Here is a 19,309-nt window from a genome sequence, read left to right as displayed (position 1 = left end):
GGAAGGGTCGTTCGGCTCCCTGGACCGGCGTGAGCGCGACCGCCACGACGTTGTGGCGGCCGCGCTCACGATTCTGGACGGACGGCATGACCGGGAAGGGGCCAACGAGGTGTCAGCGGTCGGCGGCTGAATCCGTTCCCGGTGACGACGGCTCACCGGAACGGCCGATCAGGTCACTCTTGCAGGGTCACCACCTGGGCGGGGCACCTCTCCACCGCGTCACGCACCCCCGGCAGCAGACCGGCCGGCGGCTCGGGCACCAGCACGACGCCGATGCCGTCGTCGTCGCGCTGGTCGAACACGTCCGGTGCGGCGAGCACGCACTGGCCCGCCCCGATGCACCTGGTCTGGTCGATCCGGACGACCGCGCTCACCACACCACCGGGATCTCTGCCGCGCCGTAGGTGATCATGTCGTTGCGGTAGGTCAGCTCCGTGACCGGCACGGCCGGGCGCAGGTTCGGGAACCGCTCGAACAACGACCGCAGGCCGATCTGCAGCTCCGCGCGGGCGAGGTTCGCGCCCAGGCACTGGTGCGGGCCGAAGCCGAACCCGAGGTGCGACACGGCGTCGCGTTCGAGGTCGAGCTCGTCGGCGCGCGGGCAGAGCTCCTCGTCGAGGTTCGCCATCAGCGACACGCTCACCCACTCACCGGCCTTGATCAGCACGCCGTCGACCTCGACGTCCTCGGTCGCCCGCCGGGTGAGGCCGGGACCGCCGAGGGAGCCGACGGTGTAGCGCATGAGCTCCTCGACGACCACGTCGGCGCGGCTCGGGTCGCGCTGCAGGACCGCCAGCTGGTCGGGGCGCTCGAACAGGTGCAGCGTGAACAGGCCGAGGAAGTTCGACGTGGTCTCGTGCCCGGCCGCGAGCAGCCCGATGCAGAGGAAGATCAGCTCTTCCATGCTGAAGTCGGTGTCGTTGGCCATCAGGCCGATCAGGTCGTCGTTCGTGCCCGCAGCCTTCTTCGCGGCGACGATCGGCGCGAGCACCTGGGAGAGCTTGGTCGCGTGCGCGATGTACTCGTCCTTGGAGCCGTTCTTGCCGAACAGGTCGCCGGCGGTGGCCTGGAACAGCTCCTGGTGCTCCGGCGGCACGCCCAGCAGCTCGGCGATCACCAGCGACGGCAGCGGCAGGCACAGCGAGGTGACCAGGTCGGCCGGTGCGCCCTTGGCCTCCATCGCGTCCAGGTGCTCGTCGACGATCTCCTGGATGCGCGGCCGCAGCTGGTTCATCCGCTTGACCATGAACCCGCGCGAGAGGGGACGGCGCAGGCGCAGGTGCGCGTCGCCGTCGATGCCGTTGATGTTGCCCGGCTGGTCAGCGTCGAGGACGGGTTCGCCCTCGTCGGTGCGCATCTCCGGCTGACCGCCCTTGCGGGTGCTGAAGCGCGGGTCGGAGAGCACCTTGCGGACACCGGAGTAGCTGGAGACGACCCACGCCTCGACGCCGTTGGGCCACAGCATCCTGACCGGGCCGCCGGAGACGGCGTCGGCGAAGCCGGTCGGCGACTGGAGGGGGTGGTCGCGTTCGTGGTGGACGGGGCAGACGGCAGCTTCGGTCACGGGTGTTCCCTTCAACAGAACAAATCTGTTCTTTTGGATCCACGACCGAACGTAGCGCAGCGGCTACTCCTTGACGAGTGGTTCGGTGGCGAAGGACCTGCCGATCAGCGGTCGCAGCAGGCCGTCGACGATCCCGCCGACCACGTCGGCCTCCTCCGACCGCAGCACGAACGTCGAGACCAGCGCCGTCATGAGCACGTCGGCGTCGAGGTCGCGCGGCAGCTCACCGCGGTCCTTCGCCCGCACCACGGCCACCTGCAGCTGCTCGGTGTAGACGCGGTCGACGTGCTCTTCGCGCAGGCGCACGAGGTCGGCGTCCTGCCGGCTGCCCTCCAGCAGCCCGAGGAAGATCCCCGTCAGGTCGAACGGCCTCGGCTCGCCCCACGACCGCATGATCGCCCGCACGTCCTCCACGAACGAGCCCTCGTCCGGCTGGGCGAGCACCGGCATGTTCGCCCTCAGCGCGTCGACGATCAGCCGCGCCTTCGACGGCCAGCGCTGGTACAGGCTCGCCTTGCTCGCCCTGGCGCGGCTCGCGACGAGGTCCATGTTGAACCGGGCGTAGCCGACGTCGGCGAACACGTGGAGCACGGCGGCGAACACCTCCTGCTGCCGTGCGGGCGTGTCGAGAGGCGTGCGGCCCACCCTGGTCCCCTCCGGTCTCAAGTGCGGGCCACGCTACCGCCGGGTGCGTCCGCGAGCCGACCCGTGCGCCGGACCGACATCCACCTGAGCTGAGTTCCGTGCAGGGCCGTGACCAACGACTGGATCACCACCGCGTACATCAACTGCCGGTACACCACCTGCTGCAACGGGTACGCCCACAACGGTTTCACCGACTCACCGTCCAGCCGCAGCGCGTACCCCGCACTCGCGGTCTGCAGCAGGAGGAACACGGTCCACACGATGAACGCCAGCGGCGCGTCCGCGACGATGAACCCGTACAGCACGTAGAGGTCCATCACCGGTGCGAGCAGCGGCAGCAGCAGGTGGAACGCCAGCAGGTAGAGCAGGCCGAACCGGCCCATCGGCCCGTTCTCCAGCAACGCGCCGCGGTGCTTCCACATCGCCTGGAACGTGCCGTAGGACCACCGGTACCGCTGCCGGAACAGCCCGTGCACGGTCACCGGCGCCTCGGTCCACGCCTTGGCCTGCGGCCGGTACGCCACCCGCCAGCCCGCCCGCGTGACCGCCATCGTCAGGTCGGTGTCCTCGGCCAGCGTGTGCTCCGGCACGCCGCCGACGTCGGTGAGCGCCGACCGCCGGAACGCCCCCACCGCACCGGGCACGGTCGGGATGCACCGCAGCGCGTGCAGGATCTGCCGGTCCAGGTTGGACCCCGCGCAGTACTCCAAGTGCTGCCAGCGACCGAGCAGGCCCTGCCGGTTGCCGACCTTCGCGTTGCCCGCCACCGCGCCGACCCCGCTGTCGGCGAACGGCTGCACGAGCTGGCCGATCGTGTCCGGTTCGAAGACCGTGTCGCCGTCGAGCAGCACCAGCACGTCGTGGCGGGCGGCACGGACACCCGCGTTCAGCGCGGCCGGCTTGCCCTGGTTGTCCTGGCGCAGGACGGTGACGCCGGGCAGGCCCAGCTCCTCGGCGCGGTCGGCGGTGCCGTCGGTCGAGCCGTCGTCGACGACGACCACCTCCACGTCGGCGAGGTGGTCGTTCGCGGCGATCGACCGGACGGTGGCCGCGATGTTCACGGCCTCGTTGTACGCCGGGATGATCACCGACACCGGTGGCGCTGTCCACGGCGGCGGCGCGTGCTCGCTCTCCCGGCGCAGGCGGCGGTCGGTGTGCGCGAGGCCGAGCTGCATCAACGTGCGCAGGATGCCGAGCAGTGCCGCCACGGCGATCGCCGTGCCCATCACCGCGACGACCGCACCCCCGTTGCGCTGCGCCCACCCGGTGACGGCGCCGGTGAAGCGTTCGGCCGGGCCTGCCGCGGTCACGCCGTCCCCGAGCTGCGCGAACCGCAGGCCGGGGGTGCGCGCCAGCTGCCGGGCGATGTCCGCGCCGATGCTGCCGTCGTCGTGCAGCCGGACCACGCCCCGGCCCTGCGCCAGCGACATCCGCACCAGCGTGCCGATGTCCTGGTGCTCGCGGTCACCGCTGTCGACCTCGACCGGCGCGCCGACCAGTCGCGTGTGGACACCCAGCACGTCGGCGAGCGCGGCCTGCGCGAACGCGAGGTCGAGCGGGTTCACCCAGTCGCCCTCGGTGCGGAAGCCGTCGATGCCGATCCGGTGCCCCTCTGCCGCGATCCTGGCCGTCACCTCCGGGTTGCGGGTGACCTGCGTGCCCAGCACGAAGAAGGTCGCTTTCACGTCGGCCTCCCGCAACGCGTCGAGCAGGTGCGGTGTCCACTTCGGATCAGGGCCGCCGTGGAACGCCAGCGCGATCGTGCGATCGGGCAGCTCGTGCACCGCGTGCGGTGCGGGCACCGGCTCGGGCCTCAGCGCGGCGTGGGCGTGGAACGACACCACGCACAGCAGCACCAGGAGCCCGAGCAGGATCGACAGCCAGTGCAACCGGGGCGTGCGCCTCACCACACCGCCAGCAGCGTGCCGCCGACCACCGCGGCGAACACCACCAGCCCGCCCGCGAGCGTCACGCTGACCAGCTTCGCCACTACCCGTCTGCCGCCGTTGCCGTCGACGAAGACCTGCATGTCCGATTCCCCCCAGAAACCGTGCGGACGACCGCGACCACCACGGCCGCGCCGACCGATGCCGCGAGCCACGGGAACCCGTTGACGAACCACGGGACCGCTGCCGCGGCGACCTCCTCGCTGCTTCCCCAGAACGACTGCCCCGTCGCCAGCCGCTGCCACGCCGCGTTGCCCGCGGCGAGGACGACGAAGACGACCGGTGGCGCCGGTGCCACCGTCCACAACCCCACCCGGCGCACGAGCGCCGAGGCGACCACGGCGCCCCCCACCAGCCAGACGCCGAAGGGCCACCCGAGGTTGTCCCCGTCCACCCAGAGACCCACCTGGGCGAACACCGTGAGCATCGCGAGCGCCGCCAAACCCGGCAGCTGCACCCCCATGAGCACGTAGAATAGTCGAGGGGATGGGGGATCTCATGAGTTCTGCCGGCCGCTTCCGGCGTGCCTGCCACGTGATCCTGCGCACGGCGTGGGTGCTGGTGTGCGCCGCGGTGCTCGTCGTGGCAGGCGTCGCGTGGTCGACGGTGACCACGATCTCGACCGGGGTGGAGCGCTCCCACGCCATCGCCGCCGACGCGCCGCGGTCGGTGTCCGGGCGCAATGTCTTGATCATGGGCCTGACCACCCGGCTCGACCTGCACGGCGAGCCGCTGCCCGACGACGTGCTGCGGCGGCTGCAGGCCGGCGAGAGCGACCGGGGCGGGTACAACGCGAACACGCTGATCCTGCTGCACCTGCCGGCGTCCGGTCCGGCCGTGGCGATGTCCGTGCCGCGCGACAACCTCGTCCCGCTGGCCTCCGGCGGCGAGGGCAAGGTCAAGGAGGCCTACGGGCGCGCGAAGATCGCCGAGGAGGACCGGCTGCGCGCCGCGGGCATGGCGGACAAGCGCCGGCTGGAACGCGCGGGCCGCGAAGCCGGTCGGCGGGCCCAGGTGCAGACCGTGTCGGCGTTCCTCGACCAGCCGATCGACCACCTCGTGGAGATCTCGCTGATCGGTTTCTTCCACATCGCGGAGGGCCTCGGCGGCGTGGACGTGTGCCTGCGGAACGCGACGGCGGACCCGTTGTCGGGCGCCGACTTCCCGGCGGGCCCGCAGCACCTCGACGCGGGCCAGGCGCTGTCGTTCGTGCGGCAGCGCCACGGGCTGCCCGGCGGCGACCTCGCCCGCACCCGGCGCCAGCAGGCGTTCCTGTCGGCCGTGGCGCGGCGGCTGAAGGACCCGGCGAAGGTCCCGGCGATGATCGACACGGCCAAGCAGGACGTGGTGCTCGACGCGGACCTCGACCTGGCCGAGCTGGCCGGGAAGCTGCCGTCCGAGGTCCGGTTCGACACGCTGCCGGTCGAGGGCGGCGCGCACGTCGGCGGGCAGGACGTGAACCGCGTCGACCAGGAGAAGGTGCGGGCGAAGGTCACCGAGCTGGCGACCGCTCCCCCACCACCCCCACCGAACGACGGCGTCCCCTGCGTCGACTAACGCGCCCCCGTGCTGCTCAGGTGCGGCGTTCGGTCACCCACGTCGCGATCTGCGCCCGTGACGTGAACCCGAGCTTCTGCAGGATGCGTTCGACGTGGCCCTCCGCGGTCCGCCGCGCGATCACCAGCCGGGCCGCGATCTCCTTGTTCGACATGCCGCCGGCGATCAGGTCGGCCACCTGCTGCTCGCGGCGGGTCAACGGGGTGGGCGGCTCGACCGGCTCCGGTTCCGCCGGCTCCTCACCGATGGCGAACGCGAGCGCGTCCTCCAGCTCCAGGTCCATGCCGTGCCGGAACGCCACCCGGAACTCCGCCTCGCCCAGCGCCGTGACGACCGCCGACTCGCACTCCCCGTGCGGCGTGCCGAAGTAGCGGGAGCCGAACATCGGGTAGCCGACCGACCGCCAGATCTCGCTGGTCGCACCGAGCAGCGTCGCCGCGCGCCGGGCGTTGCCCTGCGAGGCGGCGATCCAGGCCAGCACCTCCATGCCGAGCACGATGCCGAGCAGGTCGTGGAACGTGCGCTTGATCCGCAGGCAGTCGCGGCCCAGCGCGTCCGCCCGCGCGAGGTCGCCGCTGGCCCACGCGCACAACGCGAGCACGTAGATGGCGTACGCCTGCGCCCACAGCTCGCCGTGCTCCTCGCCCACGGCCTTCGCCTCGACGCAGAGCCGTTCCGCGGTGGCGAAGTCGCGGCGGAAGGTCGCGGAGATCGCGAGCTCGATGCCCGCGAGCATGGTGTGGCTGTTGACCGCGCCGAGGCTGCGGTACCGCCTCCTGGCCTCCTCGAACAGCTCGTCGGCCAGGTCCAGGTCATCGCCGACGAGGTGGGTGCAGGCCAGCCGGTGGGTGGCGTAGGCGAGCGCCGACTCGTCACCGGCCGTGCGCGCGTAGTCGCGGCACTCGTCGAGCATGCGCACCGAGGTGGCGATGTCGCCCTGCAACGTGGCCACGTAGCCGTTGACCCACAGGGCCTTGGCCCGCACCGGGCCGGTCGCGGACGTCTGGAGCGCGCGGTCGAGCCAGTGCCGGCCCTCGCCGAGCATCCCGCAGCCCGCCCAGTAGAACCACAGCGTGCCGGCGAGGTGGACGCAGTGGTCACCGGCGGCGGAGAAGCAGAAGTCCAGCGCGGACCGGAGGTTCGCGTTCTCCAGGTGGGTCAGCGCGAAGATCCGCGGCTGGGCCGGGCCGAACCACTCCTCCTCGCGCCGCCGGGCCCACTCGATGTAGTGGTCGCGGTGCCGTTCGCGCAGCACCTGCTCGCACCCGGCGGAGCGCAGCTTGTCCAAGCCGTACTGGCGCAACGGCTCCAGCAACCGGAACCGGGTGCCGGACGGGTGCTGCTCGGCCACCACCACGGACTTGTCGACCAGACCGGCCAGCGACCGCATGACCTCGTGGGTGTCCACGCTCTCACCGGAGCACACCCGTTCCGCGGCCTCCAGGTCGAACGTGCCGGAGAACACCGACGCGCGCGCCCACAGCACCTGTTCGGCGCGGGTGCACAGGTGGAAGCTCCAGTCCACCGCCGCCTGCAGCGTCTGGTGCCGCGGGTCGCCCCCGCGCCGTCCGTCGCCGAGCACCCGGAACGTGTCGTCCAACCTGGACAGCAGGTGGTCGAGCGTCAGCACCCGCAACCGCACCGCGGCCAGTTCGATGGCCAGTGGGATTCCACCCAGCAGCGCGCAGATCTGGCTCACCGCGGCGTGGTTGGCCGCCGTGATCGCGAACCCCGGCTCGACGGCGGCCGCGCGTTCGGCGAACAGGTCCAGCGCCGGGTCCCGCGGCAGCGGCGCGACCTGCCACAGGTGCTCACCGTCCACGCCGAGGCGTTCCCGGCTGGTCGCGAGCACGCGCAGGCCGGGCACACCGCGCAGCAGCCCGTCCACCAGGTCGGCGATCGCGCCGACGACGTGCTCGCAGTTGTCCAGCACCACCAGCACCTGCCGGTCGCGCAGGTGTTCCACCAGGACGGTCCGGTGCCGGCGGACCGTGTCGTCGTGCACCCCCAACGACTCCAGCACGGTGTGCACGACCAGGTCCGGGTCGTTCAGCCCGCCCAGCTCCACGAACCACACGCCGTCGGGGAACGCCCGGCGCAGCTCGGCCGCCGCCCGCAGCGCGAGCCGGGTCTTGCCCACCCCGCCGACCCCCGTCAGGGTGACCAGGCGCGACTCCGCCAGGAGTCTCCTGACCTCGGCGACATCCTGTTTCCTGCCCACAAAAGCAGTGGTGTCGGCAGGCAGGTTGCCTTTGCGACTCGGGGAAAGTGCGCTGCCCACACCGCACCCTAGGTCGGTGCGATCGGCCGCTGCAACGCGGTCCCCCGGAGGTACCAACGCCGGAACACGGGTAGTTACCCCCTAGGGCGACCGGGTCGTGACAGCCAGTGTGGGAGGTGGGAGCCCGCGTTCCGGGGAGGGAAGGACCATGACCGCTGACACCGCCGCGCACGGTCTCGACGTCGGCCTCCGGGAGCAGAGCGGCGTGCTGGTGGTGCGTTTCACCGGCCGCCTGGACTGGTCCACGTACCTGCGCGTGCAGGACGTGCTGCTCGACTGCGCCACCAGGGAGCTGGTCGGCGTCGTCGTCGAGCTCGACGGCCTCGTGGCCGAGTCGCCCGCGCTGCTCGTGGTGTTCGACGTGGTGTGGCTGTCGGCGGCGCGCTGGCCGGGCATCTCGCTGAGCCTCGTCGTGGGCGACCACCGGTTGCGGTCGACGCTGGGGGCGCGCGGTCTGCCGCGGCACATCCCGCTGCACGCCACCACGGAGGCCGCACTCGCGAACGTGACCCGTTTGCAGCACGAGGACCGAGTGGACGCCGTGCTGCCCACGTGCCGGTGTGCGCCGCATGTGGCAGAGCGCATCACCGAGCGCGCGTGCGAACGGTGGGGCGTGCAGGCGTTGCTGGACGTGGCGCCGCAGCTGGCCGTGGAGCTCGTGTCGCACGTCGAGGACGAGCAGCCGGTCTCGTTGTTGCTGCGCATGCGTGGTGACAAGTTGTCCGTGGCGGTGCGCACGACCGCACGGCTTGACCTCAGGCAGTGGAACACCATGCGGCGCAACGTCGCGTCCATCGCCGTCTGCAACTTCACCATGGGTGAGACGCCGGCCGGGGGCGGACGGCACGTCATCTGGGCGTTGCTCGACGTGCCGCAGGACAGCCGGCGCCGTCCCGCCGCGTTCGGCGAGACCGTCGCCTTCACCCACCCGGCCTAACCCCTCCTGGTCTTTGCAGAACCCGAACATCCGCCGGACCTGCCTCTGACGGCGGGCCGCCATCGTTCTGCGTCATGGACATTTCACGAATCGGCGTGGTCGTCGCCGGACTGCTGCTGCTCGGCGCGGGCACCGCGTCGGCCCAGGAACCGGTCACGATCAGCCCGGAGAAGGTGCGCAAGATCTGCGAGCAGCGCGTGCCGCGGGTCGAGGCCAAGGTCAAGGCGCTGACCGACAGGATCAACGGCACACCCGAGACGCTCGGCTCGACCAAGTGGCTGGAGCAGAAGGCGGCCGACGCGCGCAAGGCCGGCAACACGGCGCATGCGGATGTGCTGGACGCGCGGGTGAAGCTGCGCGCGGCCCAGCTCGTGCGGCTCGGCCAGGCCGGCGAGCGGGTGGCGAGGTTCAAGTCCGAGCACTGCGGTGCCAAGTGAGGTGGGTGGCCGCGCTCGCGTTGCTGGTCTCGCTGACGGCGTGCCGGGGTGAGGAGCCGGCCCCCGACCTCGATGCTGTGGAATCGACGCTGAACAGCATCGAGTCCGAGATCGACCAACCGGGGTGAGCAGTGGAACGTGGCCTGGTGCTCGTCGTGGAGGACGAACCGGCGATCGCCGAGCTCGTCGCCCTCTACCTGCGGCGCGACGGGTTCGGCGTGCACCTGGAGGCAGCGGGGGACGCGGCACTGGCCGCGGTCCGCTCACTCGCGCCGGTCGCGGTCGTGCTGGACGTGGGCCTGCCGGGGATGAGCGGCATCGAGGTCTGCCGGGCGCTGCGGGCGGCGGGCGACTGGACGCCGGTGCTGTTCGTGACCGCGCGCGACGACGAGGTCGACCGGCTGCTCGGGCTGGAGCTCGGCGCGGACGACTACGTCACCAAGCCGTTCAGCCCGCGCGAGCTCGCGCTGCGGGTCCGCACGGTGCTGCGCAGGGCCACGCCCGCCGCGACCGCCACCGAGGCGCTGCGGGTGGGTGACGTGCGGCTGGACGTCGGGGAACGCCGCGCGTGGGCCGGCTCCGCCGAGGTCTCCCTGACCTCGACGGAGTTCGGCCTGCTCGCCCACCTGATGCGGCACCCGCGCCGGGTGTTCTCCCGCGAGCAGCTGCTGAGCGCGGTGTGGGGGTACTCGTCCGCGGCCGGGACGCGCACGGTCGACGTGCACATCGCCCAGCTGCGCGCGAAGTTCGGCGCCTCCAGTCCTATCCGGACGGTGCGCGGCGTCGGCTACTCGGCGGACGCGTCGTGAACCTCGCCACCCGGATCGCGTTGCTGTGCCTGGGGGTCGCGTTCGTCGCGGTCCTCGTCGCCGGGTTCGTGTCCACGCGCCTGGTGCTGAGCACCTCCCGCGAGGTGAGCCGCGAGATCCTGGCGAACCAGGCCGACGTCGTCGCGGGCCAGGTGTCGAACAGGCGGGTCGAGCAGGTGCTGGAGGGGCAGGGCATCGCGATCGTCACGGTGTCCGCGGCCGGTGAGGTGTCCGGCCAGGACAAGGCTGCCGTGCGGGCCGCACGCGCCGTGCACGCCGAGGAGGTCCTCACCGGGAAACCGGTGTCGAAGACGAGCGGGCAGCTGCTGGTCGAGGCGCGGCCGTCCGGTGGCGGCGGGTTCGCGCTGGTGCAGGAGACCGAGACGGGCGGCAACGCGCGTGCGCTGGTCCGCAACGTCCTGTTCGCGCTCGCCATCGGGTTGGTCGTGGCCTGCGTGGCCGGGTTGGCGCTGGGCACGGTGCTGGCGCGGCCGTTGCGCCGGGTCGCCGGGGTCGCGCACGCGATGAGCGGTGGCCGGCGGGACCTGCGCGTGCCGGTGTCCGGCCCGTACGAGCTGGCCGAGGTGTCGAGGTCGGTGAACGACCTCGCGGACGCGTTGCAGCGCAGCGAGTCCCGGCAGCGCGACTTCCTGCTGTCGGTGTCGCACGAGCTGCGCACGCCGCTGACCGCCGTCACCGGGTTCGCCGAGTCGCTGGCCGACGGCGTGGTCACCGGCGAGCAGGTGGCCCCGGTCGGCGCGGTGGTCCTGTCCGAGGCCCGCCGGCTGGACCGGCTCGTGTCCGACCTGCTCGACCTGGCCCGCCTGGGCGCCGACGACTTCCGCCTCGACCTCGCCGCCGTCGAGCTGGTCCCCGTGGTCCGCTCGGCCGCCGAGGTGTGGCACGCCCGCTGCCACGCGGCCGGCGTGCGGTTCTCGGTCGACGTCACGGCCTCCCCGGTGGTGCGCGCGGACCCCCGGCGGCTGCGCCAGGTGATCGACGGCCTGCTGGAGAACGCCCTGCGCGTGACGCCCGCGGGCCGCCCGGTCGTGCTCGCGGTGTCGTCGGTGCTGGAGGTGCGCGACGGCGGCCCCGGCCTCGCACCGGAGGACTACCCCGTGGCGTTCGACCGCGGCGTGCTGCACGCCCGCTACCAGCAGACCCGCCCGGTCGGCACCGGTGTGGGCCTGGCGCTGGTGCACGGCCTGGTCACCCGGATGGGCGGCACGATCACGGCGGGCCCCGCACCGGAGGGCGGGGCCGCGTTCACCGTGGCCCTGCCGCTCACTTCGCCTGGGGCAGCTTGACCTTCTTCTTCGCGCCCGGAGCCGACGGCGGCGGCACGACGGGCCCGATGTCGCCGTCCGGCGCCTCGTCGAGGTCGACGACGACCGGCGCGTGGTCGCTCGGCCCGGTGCCCTTGCGCGCGTGCCGGTCGATCCACGCGGCCTTCGCCCGCGGCGCCACCCCGTCGCTCGCCAGGACCAGGTCGATCCGCATGCCCAGGTCGCGGTGGAACATGCCGGCCCGGTAGTCCCAGTAGCTGAAGATCCGCTCGTCCGGCCACCGCTCGCGCACGACGTCGTGGAACCCGAGCGCCTCGATCGCCCGCAGCGCCGCCCGTTCCGGCTCCGTCACGTGCGTGTGCCCGGCGAAGGCGTCGGGGTCGAACACGTCGGCGTCCGCGGGGGCGATGTTGATGTCACCGCAGACCAGCGCGTCCGCCGGCCCGGCTGCGAGCACGTCCCTGAGTGCGGCGAGCCACTCCAGCTTGTACTTGTAGTGGTCCGACTCCGGCTCACGCCCGTTCGGCACGTACAGCGAATGCACCCGCACACCACCACACGTGGCGGCCACGGCCCGTGCCTCCTGGTGCGGGAACCCCGGCGCACCGGCGACACCGACCTCCACGTCCTCCAGCCCGACGCGCGACAGGATCGCAACCCCGTTCCACTGCGTCTCGCCGAACACCGCGACCTGGTACCCGCACTGCTCCAGCTCCGCGCCGAGCAGGGCGGTGAAGGCGTCGTCGGCCAGCTTGGTCTCCTGCAGGCACACCACGTCCGGCTGCCGCTGGTCCAGCCACGGCAAGAGCCTCGGCACGCGTTGCTTGACGGAGTTCACGTTCCAGGTCGCCACTCGCACCGGGACCACGGTAGTCACAAGCCCTGGAGCCCGCATGGAGCCGGGTGACGGGCCTGGTCAGGCGGACGGTCCGTCCTCAGTGGACTCCCACCGCGCTGCGGGCGGGAGGTCAGCTCACCACGGCCGGCCACTCGGTCGGCACCGCTCCTGCGGAGCGCAGCCGGCGGGCCTGCTCCGCACCCGGTGCACCGGCGTGCTCCAGCGCGGCCCACGCCAGCAGCCGCACCTCGGCGGACGGCCCGTCCACGCAGAACGCCGCGAGCTCGGCCGCCGCCTCCCCGGCGTCCCTGGCCGCGACCCAGACAGCCAGGACCGGTTCGGCGACCTCCGGTGCGCAGGGCTCCACCGCCTCGCACACCTCCTCCAGCGGGAACTGCGCGAACTCCTCCACGGACGGCGCGTCGAACCCCTCCGCGCGCAACGCCCGCTGCACAGCCCACCGGCCGAGGGGTGTCAGCCGGGCGAGGGTGAGGTCGGGATCATCGTTGCCGGACAGCTCGATGATCTCGGCGTGCTCCTCCGCGTCCGCGGACACCGCCAGCTCGACCACCCCCAGCACCGCCAGGGCCCCGAGCACAGCGGCGAAATCCCGCCGCCACATCACCTCCCGGGCACCGGCCGGCAACCCGCCGACCTCGAACCACGCGGACATCGCGTGGTGAGCGCTCTCCGCCAGCAGCTCCACCGGTACCGGTGCCCCGCCTGCCGGGTAGAGGCCCAGCCACAGGTCCAGCAGCACCTCCCGCAGCGCCAGCCCGAGCGGAGAGGGTGCCTCGTGCCGGCTCGCGGGCGCGCACGCCTCGGGCCCCAGCCCGCCGTACGCCTCGAACGCCCGCCACCACAGCTCCACCGGCCGGTCCAGGAGGCCGGCCGCACTCTTGACCGCCACGAGCCTGCCCTTGACCACCCGGACCAGGCGAACGGCCCTGGCCCAGGCCACCAGCAGCGACACCTCCGGCAGGTCCTCGCTGCCGCGCGCCCGTTCCGCACCCGGCTCGTCCAGTCCCAGCAGCACTGCCAGCTCACGGGCGTCCGCAACGAGCAGGTGCTTCGTGGTCGTCACCGCACGACCGGCACCCACCCACGCCACCAGCGTCCGCAACCGGGTCACCACCCCGGTGGCCTCCGCCAGTGCCGCGAGCTCGCCATCGGGCGGAACGGGCACCGGCGGCAACGGCCCCGGCGCACCCCCGCCGAACTCGGGGAGGAGCAGGTCGGCTCCACCACCGTCCGCGTGCCTGCGCATGATCTCGGCCAGCACGTCCTCGTCGTACTCGACCGCACCGGCCTGAACCGCCAGCAGGAAGTCGCGGACGTCGTCCTCGTCCTCGGGGTCGACGCCGTTCTCGATCATCCGGGTCGCCCAGAACTTCGCCGGCCCGTAGTTGCGCTCGTCCGCCATCCTGGCCAGGAACTCCGGAGCGCTCCGGTCGATCGCCGCGTGCAGCTCGCCCCCGTTCCACTCCTCGTCACCGCGGGTCGCGGTCAGGAAGTCGGCCCAGTGGTGCAGCGTGGTCAGCACACCCGGCCAGTGCGGCCGCTCCAGCGTGGCCTTCCGCGGGAACCATTCGAGCAGGAGCACCTCGACGTGCGGAACCCGTGCGTCCAACGCCGCCTCTACGACGAAGAGGTCGACCTCGAGCCCCCGCCCGGCAGCCCAGTCACCGAACTCGGCCACCAGCTCGTCGACCTGCTCCTCCCGCGGTTCCAGGACATCCACGGAGTCATCCACCTTCCACGCCATCCGGCGCTGACCAGCACCCGACCGCGCCAGCGGACCCGCGCCAGACGAACCGGTGGGGAAGGTGGGGCTCGAACCCACGACCTGACGGATTATGAGTCCGCTGCTCTGACCAACTGAGCTACTTCCCCCGCGCAGCGGCCGTCCGCACGGCTGCGCACTGCGTGAAGGAGGATACCGATCACGCCGATCAGGCCTTGCGCGCCCCCGTGGCGAGCGCCACATAGGCTGCACGCGTGCGTTTGACCCTCCGCGACTTCACGCCGGCGGACGAGGCCGAGGTGCTGCGGCTGTTCGCCGCCTGCGACGACTGGTTCCAGGCCGCCACGGGGCACCCGTCCGGGCCCGGCGACGTGCAGGGGTTGTTCTACGCGTTGCCGGAGGGGGCCGCGTTCGAGCAGAAGCACCTGCTGGTCGCCGAGGCCGAGGGCATGATCGGGTTCGTGGACCTGGTGGTCGACCACCCGGAGCCGGGGCACGCGAGCATCGGGTTCTTCCTGGTGCCGGGCGACCTGCGGCGGTGGGGCATCGGCAGCGAGATGGTCAGGGCGCTGCGCGAGCGGTTCCCGGCGGTCACGCGGGTGCAGGCCGGGCTCAGCGACTTCGAGCCCGGCGTCGAGTTCCTGAGGGCGATGGGGTTCGTGCTGAACGGTCAGCGGGCGGTGCTGGAGCTCGCGCCGAGGTCCGAGGGCCGGTAACCCCTCGGGTAGCCGGGGTAGGTGCGGTTGCGGGCGTTCGTGAGCTTCAACGTGCGGCGCACGGGCATGTGGCGCACCACGGCGGCACGGGTGCGCAAGGCGAAACGGCCGAGGGCGCTGAGCCACGCCGGGGCCGCGGTGAAGCCGAACGCGCGGATCATCGGCTGGTCGAGCAGCGCGACCACGGCCCGTGCGACCGCCGGGCGGACCGCTGCCGGGTACCACGAGCAGAACAGGTCCAGGGTGTACTGGCCGATGCGGCGGTTCGAGGGCGCGTAGACGAAGTGCCGGTCCTCGTAGGCCTTCTTGAACGCGCGGTACTCGTCGAAGTCCGTGGGGATATCGCGGATGCCCATGCGCGCGCCGACCGCGCGGTAGAAGTGGAACGCGGCGAGTTGCTCGTTGCGTGAGAGAGGACGCCAGCCGTACTGGGTGAGCCAGTCGATCGGGTCGTAGATGAACGTGGCGAGCACGTACCGCATGTCGTCGTTGGAGATGTCGTAACGGCCGTGCTGCCGGTTGACGACCCGCAGGGCCTCGCGGCCGCGCGGGGAGTCGTAGCCGTGTTCGATGAGCTCGGCCATCAGCACGGCGGTGTCGTCGTAGCGCTTCTGCGGGCGGCGTTCGAACTCGCCGGTGCGTTCCAGCAGACCGGAGATCGTGGGGACGCAGTAGGTGCGGAACAGCGCGAACTCCAGCGCCTTCTGGTAGTCCCACGGGAACTCCAGGCCGGCGGAGATGCGCAGGACCTCCTGGTGGTCGGCCACCGGGTCCAGCGAGGTGATGCGGCGGAGGTTCGCGAAGCGCATGGCCCCAAGGTCACGCATGGGCCTCGAAACCAAAAGACCCCAGTCGGATGACCAGGGTCTTGAGAAGCTCCCCCAACTGGACTCGAACCAGTAACCCTGCGATTAACAGTCGCATGCTCTGCCAATTGAGCTATGGGGGAATGTTCTGTTGTCTCCGTCAGGCTTGGTTCCTCCTGACAGTGGGTAACTCTACATGAGGCTGGAAACGGGTTCTGCAGGCACCCCCCGTTTAGCCCAGGAACACCACTTGACCAGGCCTGTTACGGGAGGGAACCGGATGATGAAGGCCATGCTGATCGGAGCGGCCGTCGGCTACGTGCTCGGAGCGAAGGCCGGGCGGGAGCGCTACGACCAGATCGTGCGCGCCTGGCACCGGCTCACCGAAAGCCCGACCGTGCGCAAAGCCGCTGGTACGGCCAAGGACAAGGCGTTCGAGGCAGCTCACATCGCCAAGGAGAAGTCGGTCGAGGCCGCGCACGTCGCCAAGGAGAAGGCGCCCTGGACCAAGGAGAAGACCACCACCTGGTCCAACGGGCAGCCGGTGACCTGAGACGGTCGTCACACCTCAGCGACCACGAAGATCCGCCTGAACGGGAACCACGTCGTGCCGTCGGCTCGCCGCGGGTAGGCCTCGCGCAGCCGCGGTGCCAGCTCCGCGACGTACGCGTCGTAGTCCGAAGAGGACAGCGCGGCCCGCACCGGCCGCAACGCCGTGCCGGAGACCCACTCCAGCACGGGGTCCGCGCCGGAGAGCCGCTGCACGTACGTGGTTTCCCAGGCGTCCACGGAGGAGCAGCCGGCCAGCAGCTCGGCGTACTCGACCGGCTGCAGCACCGGCTGCTCGACCCGGAAGACGTGCGCCAGCCGCTCACCCGCGACCTCCCGGATCAACCGGTGCGAGGCGTCGGCGTAGTTACCGGGCACCTGGAACGCGAGCCACGCCCCCTCGGGCAGCACGGCCGCCCACTTCTGCGCGATCACGGGGTGTGACGCAATCCACTGGAGCACCGCGTTGGACACCACGACATCGGTGTCGGGCGGCGGCTCCCAGGTCGTGACGTCGTCCACCCGCGCGTCCACACCGGCCCGCCGCGCGGCCTCGACCATCTCCGGCGACGAGTCGAACGCCTCGACCACTGCGCCCGGCCACCGCTCGCGCAGCGACACCGTCAGGTTGCCGGGGCCGCAGCCCGCGTCGACCACGCGCCGCGGCGACTCCGCCCGCACGCGCGCCAGGAGCTCGTAGAACGGCCGCGCCCGGTGATCGGCGAAGGCCAGGTACTGCGCCGGATCCCACATGCCGCTTACAGTACACGCGTACTGCTAGCGCGCCAGCCCCGCGTGAGCAGCGCTAACGCGGCTGCTTCTCGACGAACGCCGTCACCGCCGCCCGCACCGCCGCCTCGTCCACCCCGGCGTCACCGCGGGCCTGCCACACCGACCCGTCCCGCCCCGGGACCTTCCGCTGCAGGACCCACACCCCGGGCGGGTCCACGCGTTCCCGGTGCCGGATCGACCCCTCGACCCGCTGCGAGATCGCGCGCATCACCCGGCCGGGTTCCTCCAGCGCGAACCGTTGCGGCGCAAGGTCTTCCAGCAGCACCACGGACGCGACGACATCGGCTTCGCGGGCCTCCACGACCCGCAGCGAGCTCTCCCACTTCACCTTGCTGACCAGGTGCCAGCCGATCCGCCGCGGTCCCGGCACCCACAGCCCCAGCGACGTCACGACGAGGTGCCCGCCACCGGTGACGGCGGCCCACGCCACCACGGTCTCCTCGGGCTCCAACGTCCCGTCGAACCCGTCCGGCGCTCCGGAGCCGAACAACCGCTTCCACAAGCCCATCTACAGCACCCCGGCGCTCTGCTGCAGCAGTGCCTTGCGGTACTCCTCCAGCGCCACCAGGTCGCCCCACAGCGCCCGGTACTCGTCGGCGTCCTTGATCGGGGACAGGCGCCGCAGCCGCGACTTCACGTCCTCGATCTGCTTGCTCACCTGCACCTCCTGCAGGCGCGCGATGACCATCGACACGTAGCGGAACTCGTCGTCCTGCTTGACCGCCAGCGGTTCCACGGCCAGCTCCGTCAGCACCGACCGCACCGACGCGTGCGAGCAGTTCTGCGAGATCGCGTCCAGGTACGCCGTGCCCGCCAGACCGGACGAGGCGCCGCCGGCCGCGCGGATCGCGCGGTGCAGAGCCACGTAGGCCGGGTCGGTGAACGCCTCGTCGGGCAGCGAGTCGTACAGCGGGCCCGCGTACTCGGGCAGCCGCAGCGCCACCTTCAGCACCTCGCGTTCGGGCACCAGGCGGGGATCGCGCGGGTTCGGGCGCGCGGGGCCGTCGACGTCGACGGACAGCGCCATCTGGTTCGGGTCCGCGCGCGGCGCCACGGCCGGGGCCTTGCCGCCCGCGACCTGGCGCACCCGGCGCACGACCATGGCCTCGTCGTCCCAGCCGACCCACCAGGCCAGGCGCGTGGCGTAGCCGTCGCGCTTGGCGCGGTCCTTGATCTGCGCGACGAACGGCACCATCTTCTTCAGCGCCTCCACGCGGCCGTCGACCGAGTCGAGGTCGTAGGAGCGCAGCTGGGCCTTGATGGCGAACTCGATCAACGGCGTGCGGCGGGCCACCAGGTCGCGCACGGCCACGTCGCCCTTGGCCTGCCGCAGCTCGCACGGGTCCATGCCGTCGGGCGCCACCGCGATGTAGGTCTGCGCGGAGAACTGCTGTTCGCCCTCGAACGCCTTCAGCGCCGCCTTCTGGCCGGCCTCGTCGCCGTCGAAGGTGAAGATGACCTCGCCGTTCACGTCGTCGTCGATCAGCAGTCTGCGCAGCACGTTCATGTGGTCGGTGCCGAACGCCGTGCCGCACGAGGCGACCGCGGTCGGGACGCCGGCCAGGTGCATGGCCATCACGTCGGTGTAGCCCTCGACGATCACGGCCTGCTTGCGCTTGGCGATCTCCCGCTTGGCCTGGTCGAGGCCGAACAGCACCTGCGACTTCTTGTAGATCATCGACTCGCTGGTGTTGAGGTACTTCGCCTGGATCGGGTCGTCGTCGAAGATCCGCCGCGCGCCGAAGCCGACGACCTCGCCGCCGATGTCCCTGATCGGCCACAGCAGCCGCCGGTGGAACCGGTCGATCGGGCCCTGGCGGCCCTCCTTGACCAGCTGCGACTTGATCAGCTCCGCCAGCTCGAAGCCGCGGCCCAGCAGGTGCTTGGTGAGCTTGTCCCAGCCGCCGGGGGCGTAGCCGCAGCCGAACTGGCGTGCCGCTGCCTCGTCGAACCCGCGCTCGGCGAGGAACTCGCGGGCCGGCTGGGCCTCGGGCGTCGCGAGCTGCTCCGCGTACCACTCGGCGGCCGCCTTGTGCGCCTCGATGAGCCGGCTGCGCGTGCCCCGGTCGCGCTGGATCGTGTTGCCGCCGCCCTCGTAGGTGAGCTGGATGCCCGCCCGGTCGGCGAGCCGCTCGACGGCCTCCACGAACGACAGGTGCTCGACCTTCATCACGAAGGCGATCACGTCGCCGCCCTCGCCGCAGCCGAAGCAGTGGAACGTGCCGTGCGACGGGCGCACGTTGAACGACGGCGTCTTCTCGTCGTGGAAGGGGCACAGGCCCTTCAACGCTCCCCCGCCGGCCCGCTTGAGCGACACCTGGTCGCCCACGACCTCGTCGATGCGGCTGCGTTCACGCACCAACGCGATGTCGCTTTCCCTGATGCGTCCTGCCACACCCCGA

At 71.9% G+C, this 19,309-nt stretch carries 21 protein-coding genes and 2 tRNA genes; 8 read left to right on the top strand and 15 right to left on the bottom strand.

Annotated elements, in window-relative coordinates:
* Positions 1–173: 173 nt before the first annotated feature.
* From ACZ7CD_RS34200 to ACZ7CD_RS34175, 6 genes are all read right to left on the bottom strand, one after another.
* Entirely contained in the window at positions 174–374 is a 201-nt protein-coding gene (locus tag ACZ7CD_RS34200; protein ID WP_470380539.1) for a ferredoxin, read from the bottom strand.
* Positions 371–1,564 (bottom strand): cytochrome P450, encoded by a 1,194-nt coding sequence (locus ACZ7CD_RS34195; RefSeq protein ID WP_458433833.1) that lies wholly within the window; start codon positions 1,562–1,564, stop codon positions 371–373. The genes ACZ7CD_RS34200 and ACZ7CD_RS34195 overlap by 4 nt, the downstream gene beginning before the upstream one ends.
* A 63-nt stretch (positions 1,565–1,627) precedes the next feature.
* Positions 1,628–2,209, bottom strand: coding sequence for a TetR/AcrR family transcriptional regulator (locus tag ACZ7CD_RS34190; RefSeq protein ID WP_360397208.1), 582 nt, complete (start codon positions 2,207–2,209; stop codon positions 1,628–1,630).
* 17 nt (positions 2,210–2,226) lie between these two features.
* Positions 2,227–4,116, bottom strand: coding sequence for a glycosyltransferase (locus ACZ7CD_RS34185; protein WP_470371865.1), 1,890 nt, complete (start codon positions 4,114–4,116; stop codon positions 2,227–2,229).
* Positions 4,113–4,238, bottom strand: coding sequence for a hypothetical protein (locus ACZ7CD_RS34180; protein ID WP_360397206.1), 126 nt, complete (start codon positions 4,236–4,238; stop codon positions 4,113–4,115). Before ACZ7CD_RS34180 ends, ACZ7CD_RS34185 begins: the two co-directional genes overlap by 4 nt.
* The gene (locus ACZ7CD_RS34175; RefSeq protein ID WP_360397205.1) at positions 4,199–4,618 is read right to left on the bottom strand and encodes a DUF6542 domain-containing protein; all 420 of its coding nucleotides are present in this window, start codon (positions 4,616–4,618) and stop codon (positions 4,199–4,201) included. Before ACZ7CD_RS34175 ends, ACZ7CD_RS34180 begins: the two co-directional genes overlap by 40 nt.
* 35 nt (positions 4,619–4,653) lie before the next feature.
* Here ACZ7CD_RS34175 and ACZ7CD_RS34170 point away from each other — a divergent pair, with 35 nt between their 5' ends.
* Positions 4,654–5,712: an LCP family protein gene (locus ACZ7CD_RS34170; protein ID WP_470380538.1), complete on the top strand. Its 1,059-nt coding sequence runs from the start codon at positions 4,654–4,656 to the stop codon at positions 5,710–5,712.
* 16 nt (positions 5,713–5,728) lie between these two features.
* Here the strand turns inward: ACZ7CD_RS34170 and ACZ7CD_RS34165 are convergent, their stop codons facing one another.
* Entirely contained in the window at positions 5,729–7,933 is a 2,205-nt protein-coding gene (locus tag ACZ7CD_RS34165; RefSeq protein ID WP_470371868.1) for an ATP-binding protein, read from the bottom strand.
* A gap of 208 nt (positions 7,934–8,141) precedes the next feature.
* Between ACZ7CD_RS34165 and ACZ7CD_RS34160 the strand changes: the two genes are divergently transcribed.
* From ACZ7CD_RS34160 to ACZ7CD_RS34140, 5 genes are all read left to right on the top strand, one after another.
* Positions 8,142–8,930 carry an STAS domain-containing protein gene (locus ACZ7CD_RS34160; protein ID WP_470375778.1) on the top strand — a complete coding sequence of 263 codons (789 nt, stop codon included), beginning with the start codon at positions 8,142–8,144 and terminating at the stop codon, positions 8,928–8,930.
* A gap of 74 nt (positions 8,931–9,004) precedes the next feature.
* Positions 9,005–9,367 (top strand): hypothetical protein, encoded by a 363-nt coding sequence (locus ACZ7CD_RS34155; protein WP_470380537.1) that lies wholly within the window; start codon positions 9,005–9,007, stop codon positions 9,365–9,367.
* A 5-nt stretch (positions 9,368–9,372) separates the two neighbouring features.
* Positions 9,373–9,495, top strand: coding sequence for a hypothetical protein (locus ACZ7CD_RS34150; protein WP_360397200.1), 123 nt, complete (start codon positions 9,373–9,375; stop codon positions 9,493–9,495).
* A gap of 3 nt (positions 9,496–9,498) precedes the next feature.
* On the top strand, positions 9,499–10,176 hold the full coding sequence (locus ACZ7CD_RS34145) for a response regulator (RefSeq protein WP_470380536.1): 678 nt from the start codon (positions 9,499–9,501) through the stop codon (positions 10,174–10,176).
* Positions 10,173–11,483 carry a HAMP domain-containing sensor histidine kinase gene (locus ACZ7CD_RS34140; protein WP_470380535.1) on the top strand — a complete coding sequence of 437 codons (1,311 nt, stop codon included), beginning with the start codon at positions 10,173–10,175 and terminating at the stop codon, positions 11,481–11,483. The genes ACZ7CD_RS34145 and ACZ7CD_RS34140 overlap by 4 nt, the downstream gene beginning before the upstream one ends.
* On the opposite strand, the gene ACZ7CD_RS34135 is transcribed toward ACZ7CD_RS34140, so the two are convergent.
* The 3 genes from ACZ7CD_RS34135 to ACZ7CD_RS34125 form a co-directional block, all read right to left on the bottom strand.
* Entirely contained in the window at positions 11,461–12,357 is an 897-nt protein-coding gene (locus ACZ7CD_RS34135; RefSeq protein ID WP_470380534.1) for an exodeoxyribonuclease III, read from the bottom strand. The two genes, ACZ7CD_RS34140 and ACZ7CD_RS34135, sit on opposite strands and share 23 nt — an antisense overlap.
* Positions 12,358–12,430: 73 nt before the next feature.
* Positions 12,431–14,041, bottom strand: coding sequence for a hypothetical protein (locus ACZ7CD_RS34130; protein WP_470380533.1), 1,611 nt, complete (start codon positions 14,039–14,041; stop codon positions 12,431–12,433).
* Between the two features lie 77 nt (positions 14,042–14,118).
* A tRNA-Ile gene (locus ACZ7CD_RS34125) sits at positions 14,119–14,193 on the bottom strand.
* A gap of 105 nt (positions 14,194–14,298) precedes the next feature.
* On the opposite strand from ACZ7CD_RS34125, the gene ACZ7CD_RS34120 reads away from it, so the two are divergent.
* The gene (locus ACZ7CD_RS34120) at positions 14,299–14,760 is read left to right on the top strand and encodes a GNAT family N-acetyltransferase (protein WP_458433849.1); all 462 of its coding nucleotides are present in this window, start codon (positions 14,299–14,301) and stop codon (positions 14,758–14,760) included.
* Here ACZ7CD_RS34120 and ACZ7CD_RS34115 read toward each other — a convergent pair.
* Both ACZ7CD_RS34115 and ACZ7CD_RS34110 read right to left on the bottom strand, forming a co-directional pair.
* Positions 14,715–15,569: an oxygenase MpaB family protein gene (locus ACZ7CD_RS34115; RefSeq protein ID WP_470380532.1), complete on the bottom strand. Its 855-nt coding sequence runs from the start codon at positions 15,567–15,569 to the stop codon at positions 14,715–14,717. The two genes, ACZ7CD_RS34120 and ACZ7CD_RS34115, sit on opposite strands and share 46 nt — an antisense overlap.
* A gap of 67 nt (positions 15,570–15,636) precedes the next feature.
* Positions 15,637–15,709 (bottom strand) — tRNA-Asn (locus ACZ7CD_RS34110).
* A 149-nt stretch (positions 15,710–15,858) separates the two neighbouring features.
* Here ACZ7CD_RS34110 and ACZ7CD_RS34105 point away from each other — a divergent pair.
* Complete coding sequence (locus ACZ7CD_RS34105) at positions 15,859–16,119, top strand: YtxH domain-containing protein (protein ID WP_360397193.1); 261 nt, start codon at positions 15,859–15,861, stop codon at positions 16,117–16,119.
* Between the two features lie 8 nt (positions 16,120–16,127).
* Here the strand turns inward: ACZ7CD_RS34105 and ACZ7CD_RS34100 are convergent, their stop codons facing one another.
* The 3 genes from ACZ7CD_RS34100 to dnaG are packed head-to-tail and all read right to left on the bottom strand — an operon-like array spanning position 16,128 to position 19,302.
* The gene (locus ACZ7CD_RS34100) at positions 16,128–16,868 is read right to left on the bottom strand and encodes a trans-aconitate 2-methyltransferase (protein ID WP_470380531.1); all 741 of its coding nucleotides are present in this window, start codon (positions 16,866–16,868) and stop codon (positions 16,128–16,130) included.
* Between the two features lie 52 nt (positions 16,869–16,920).
* On the bottom strand, positions 16,921–17,415 hold the full coding sequence (locus ACZ7CD_RS34095) for a hypothetical protein (RefSeq protein WP_470380530.1): 495 nt from the start codon (positions 17,413–17,415) through the stop codon (positions 16,921–16,923).
* Positions 17,416–19,302, bottom strand: coding sequence for a DNA primase (dnaG, locus tag ACZ7CD_RS34090; protein WP_360397190.1), 1,887 nt, complete (start codon positions 19,300–19,302; stop codon positions 17,416–17,418).
* Positions 19,303–19,309: the final 7 nt, after the last annotated feature.

The organism is Lentzea sp. NPDC036949 (assembly GCF_055608075.1).
Note: the sequence above shows the minus strand (reverse complement) of the source record. Positions and strands in the feature narration are given on the sequence as shown.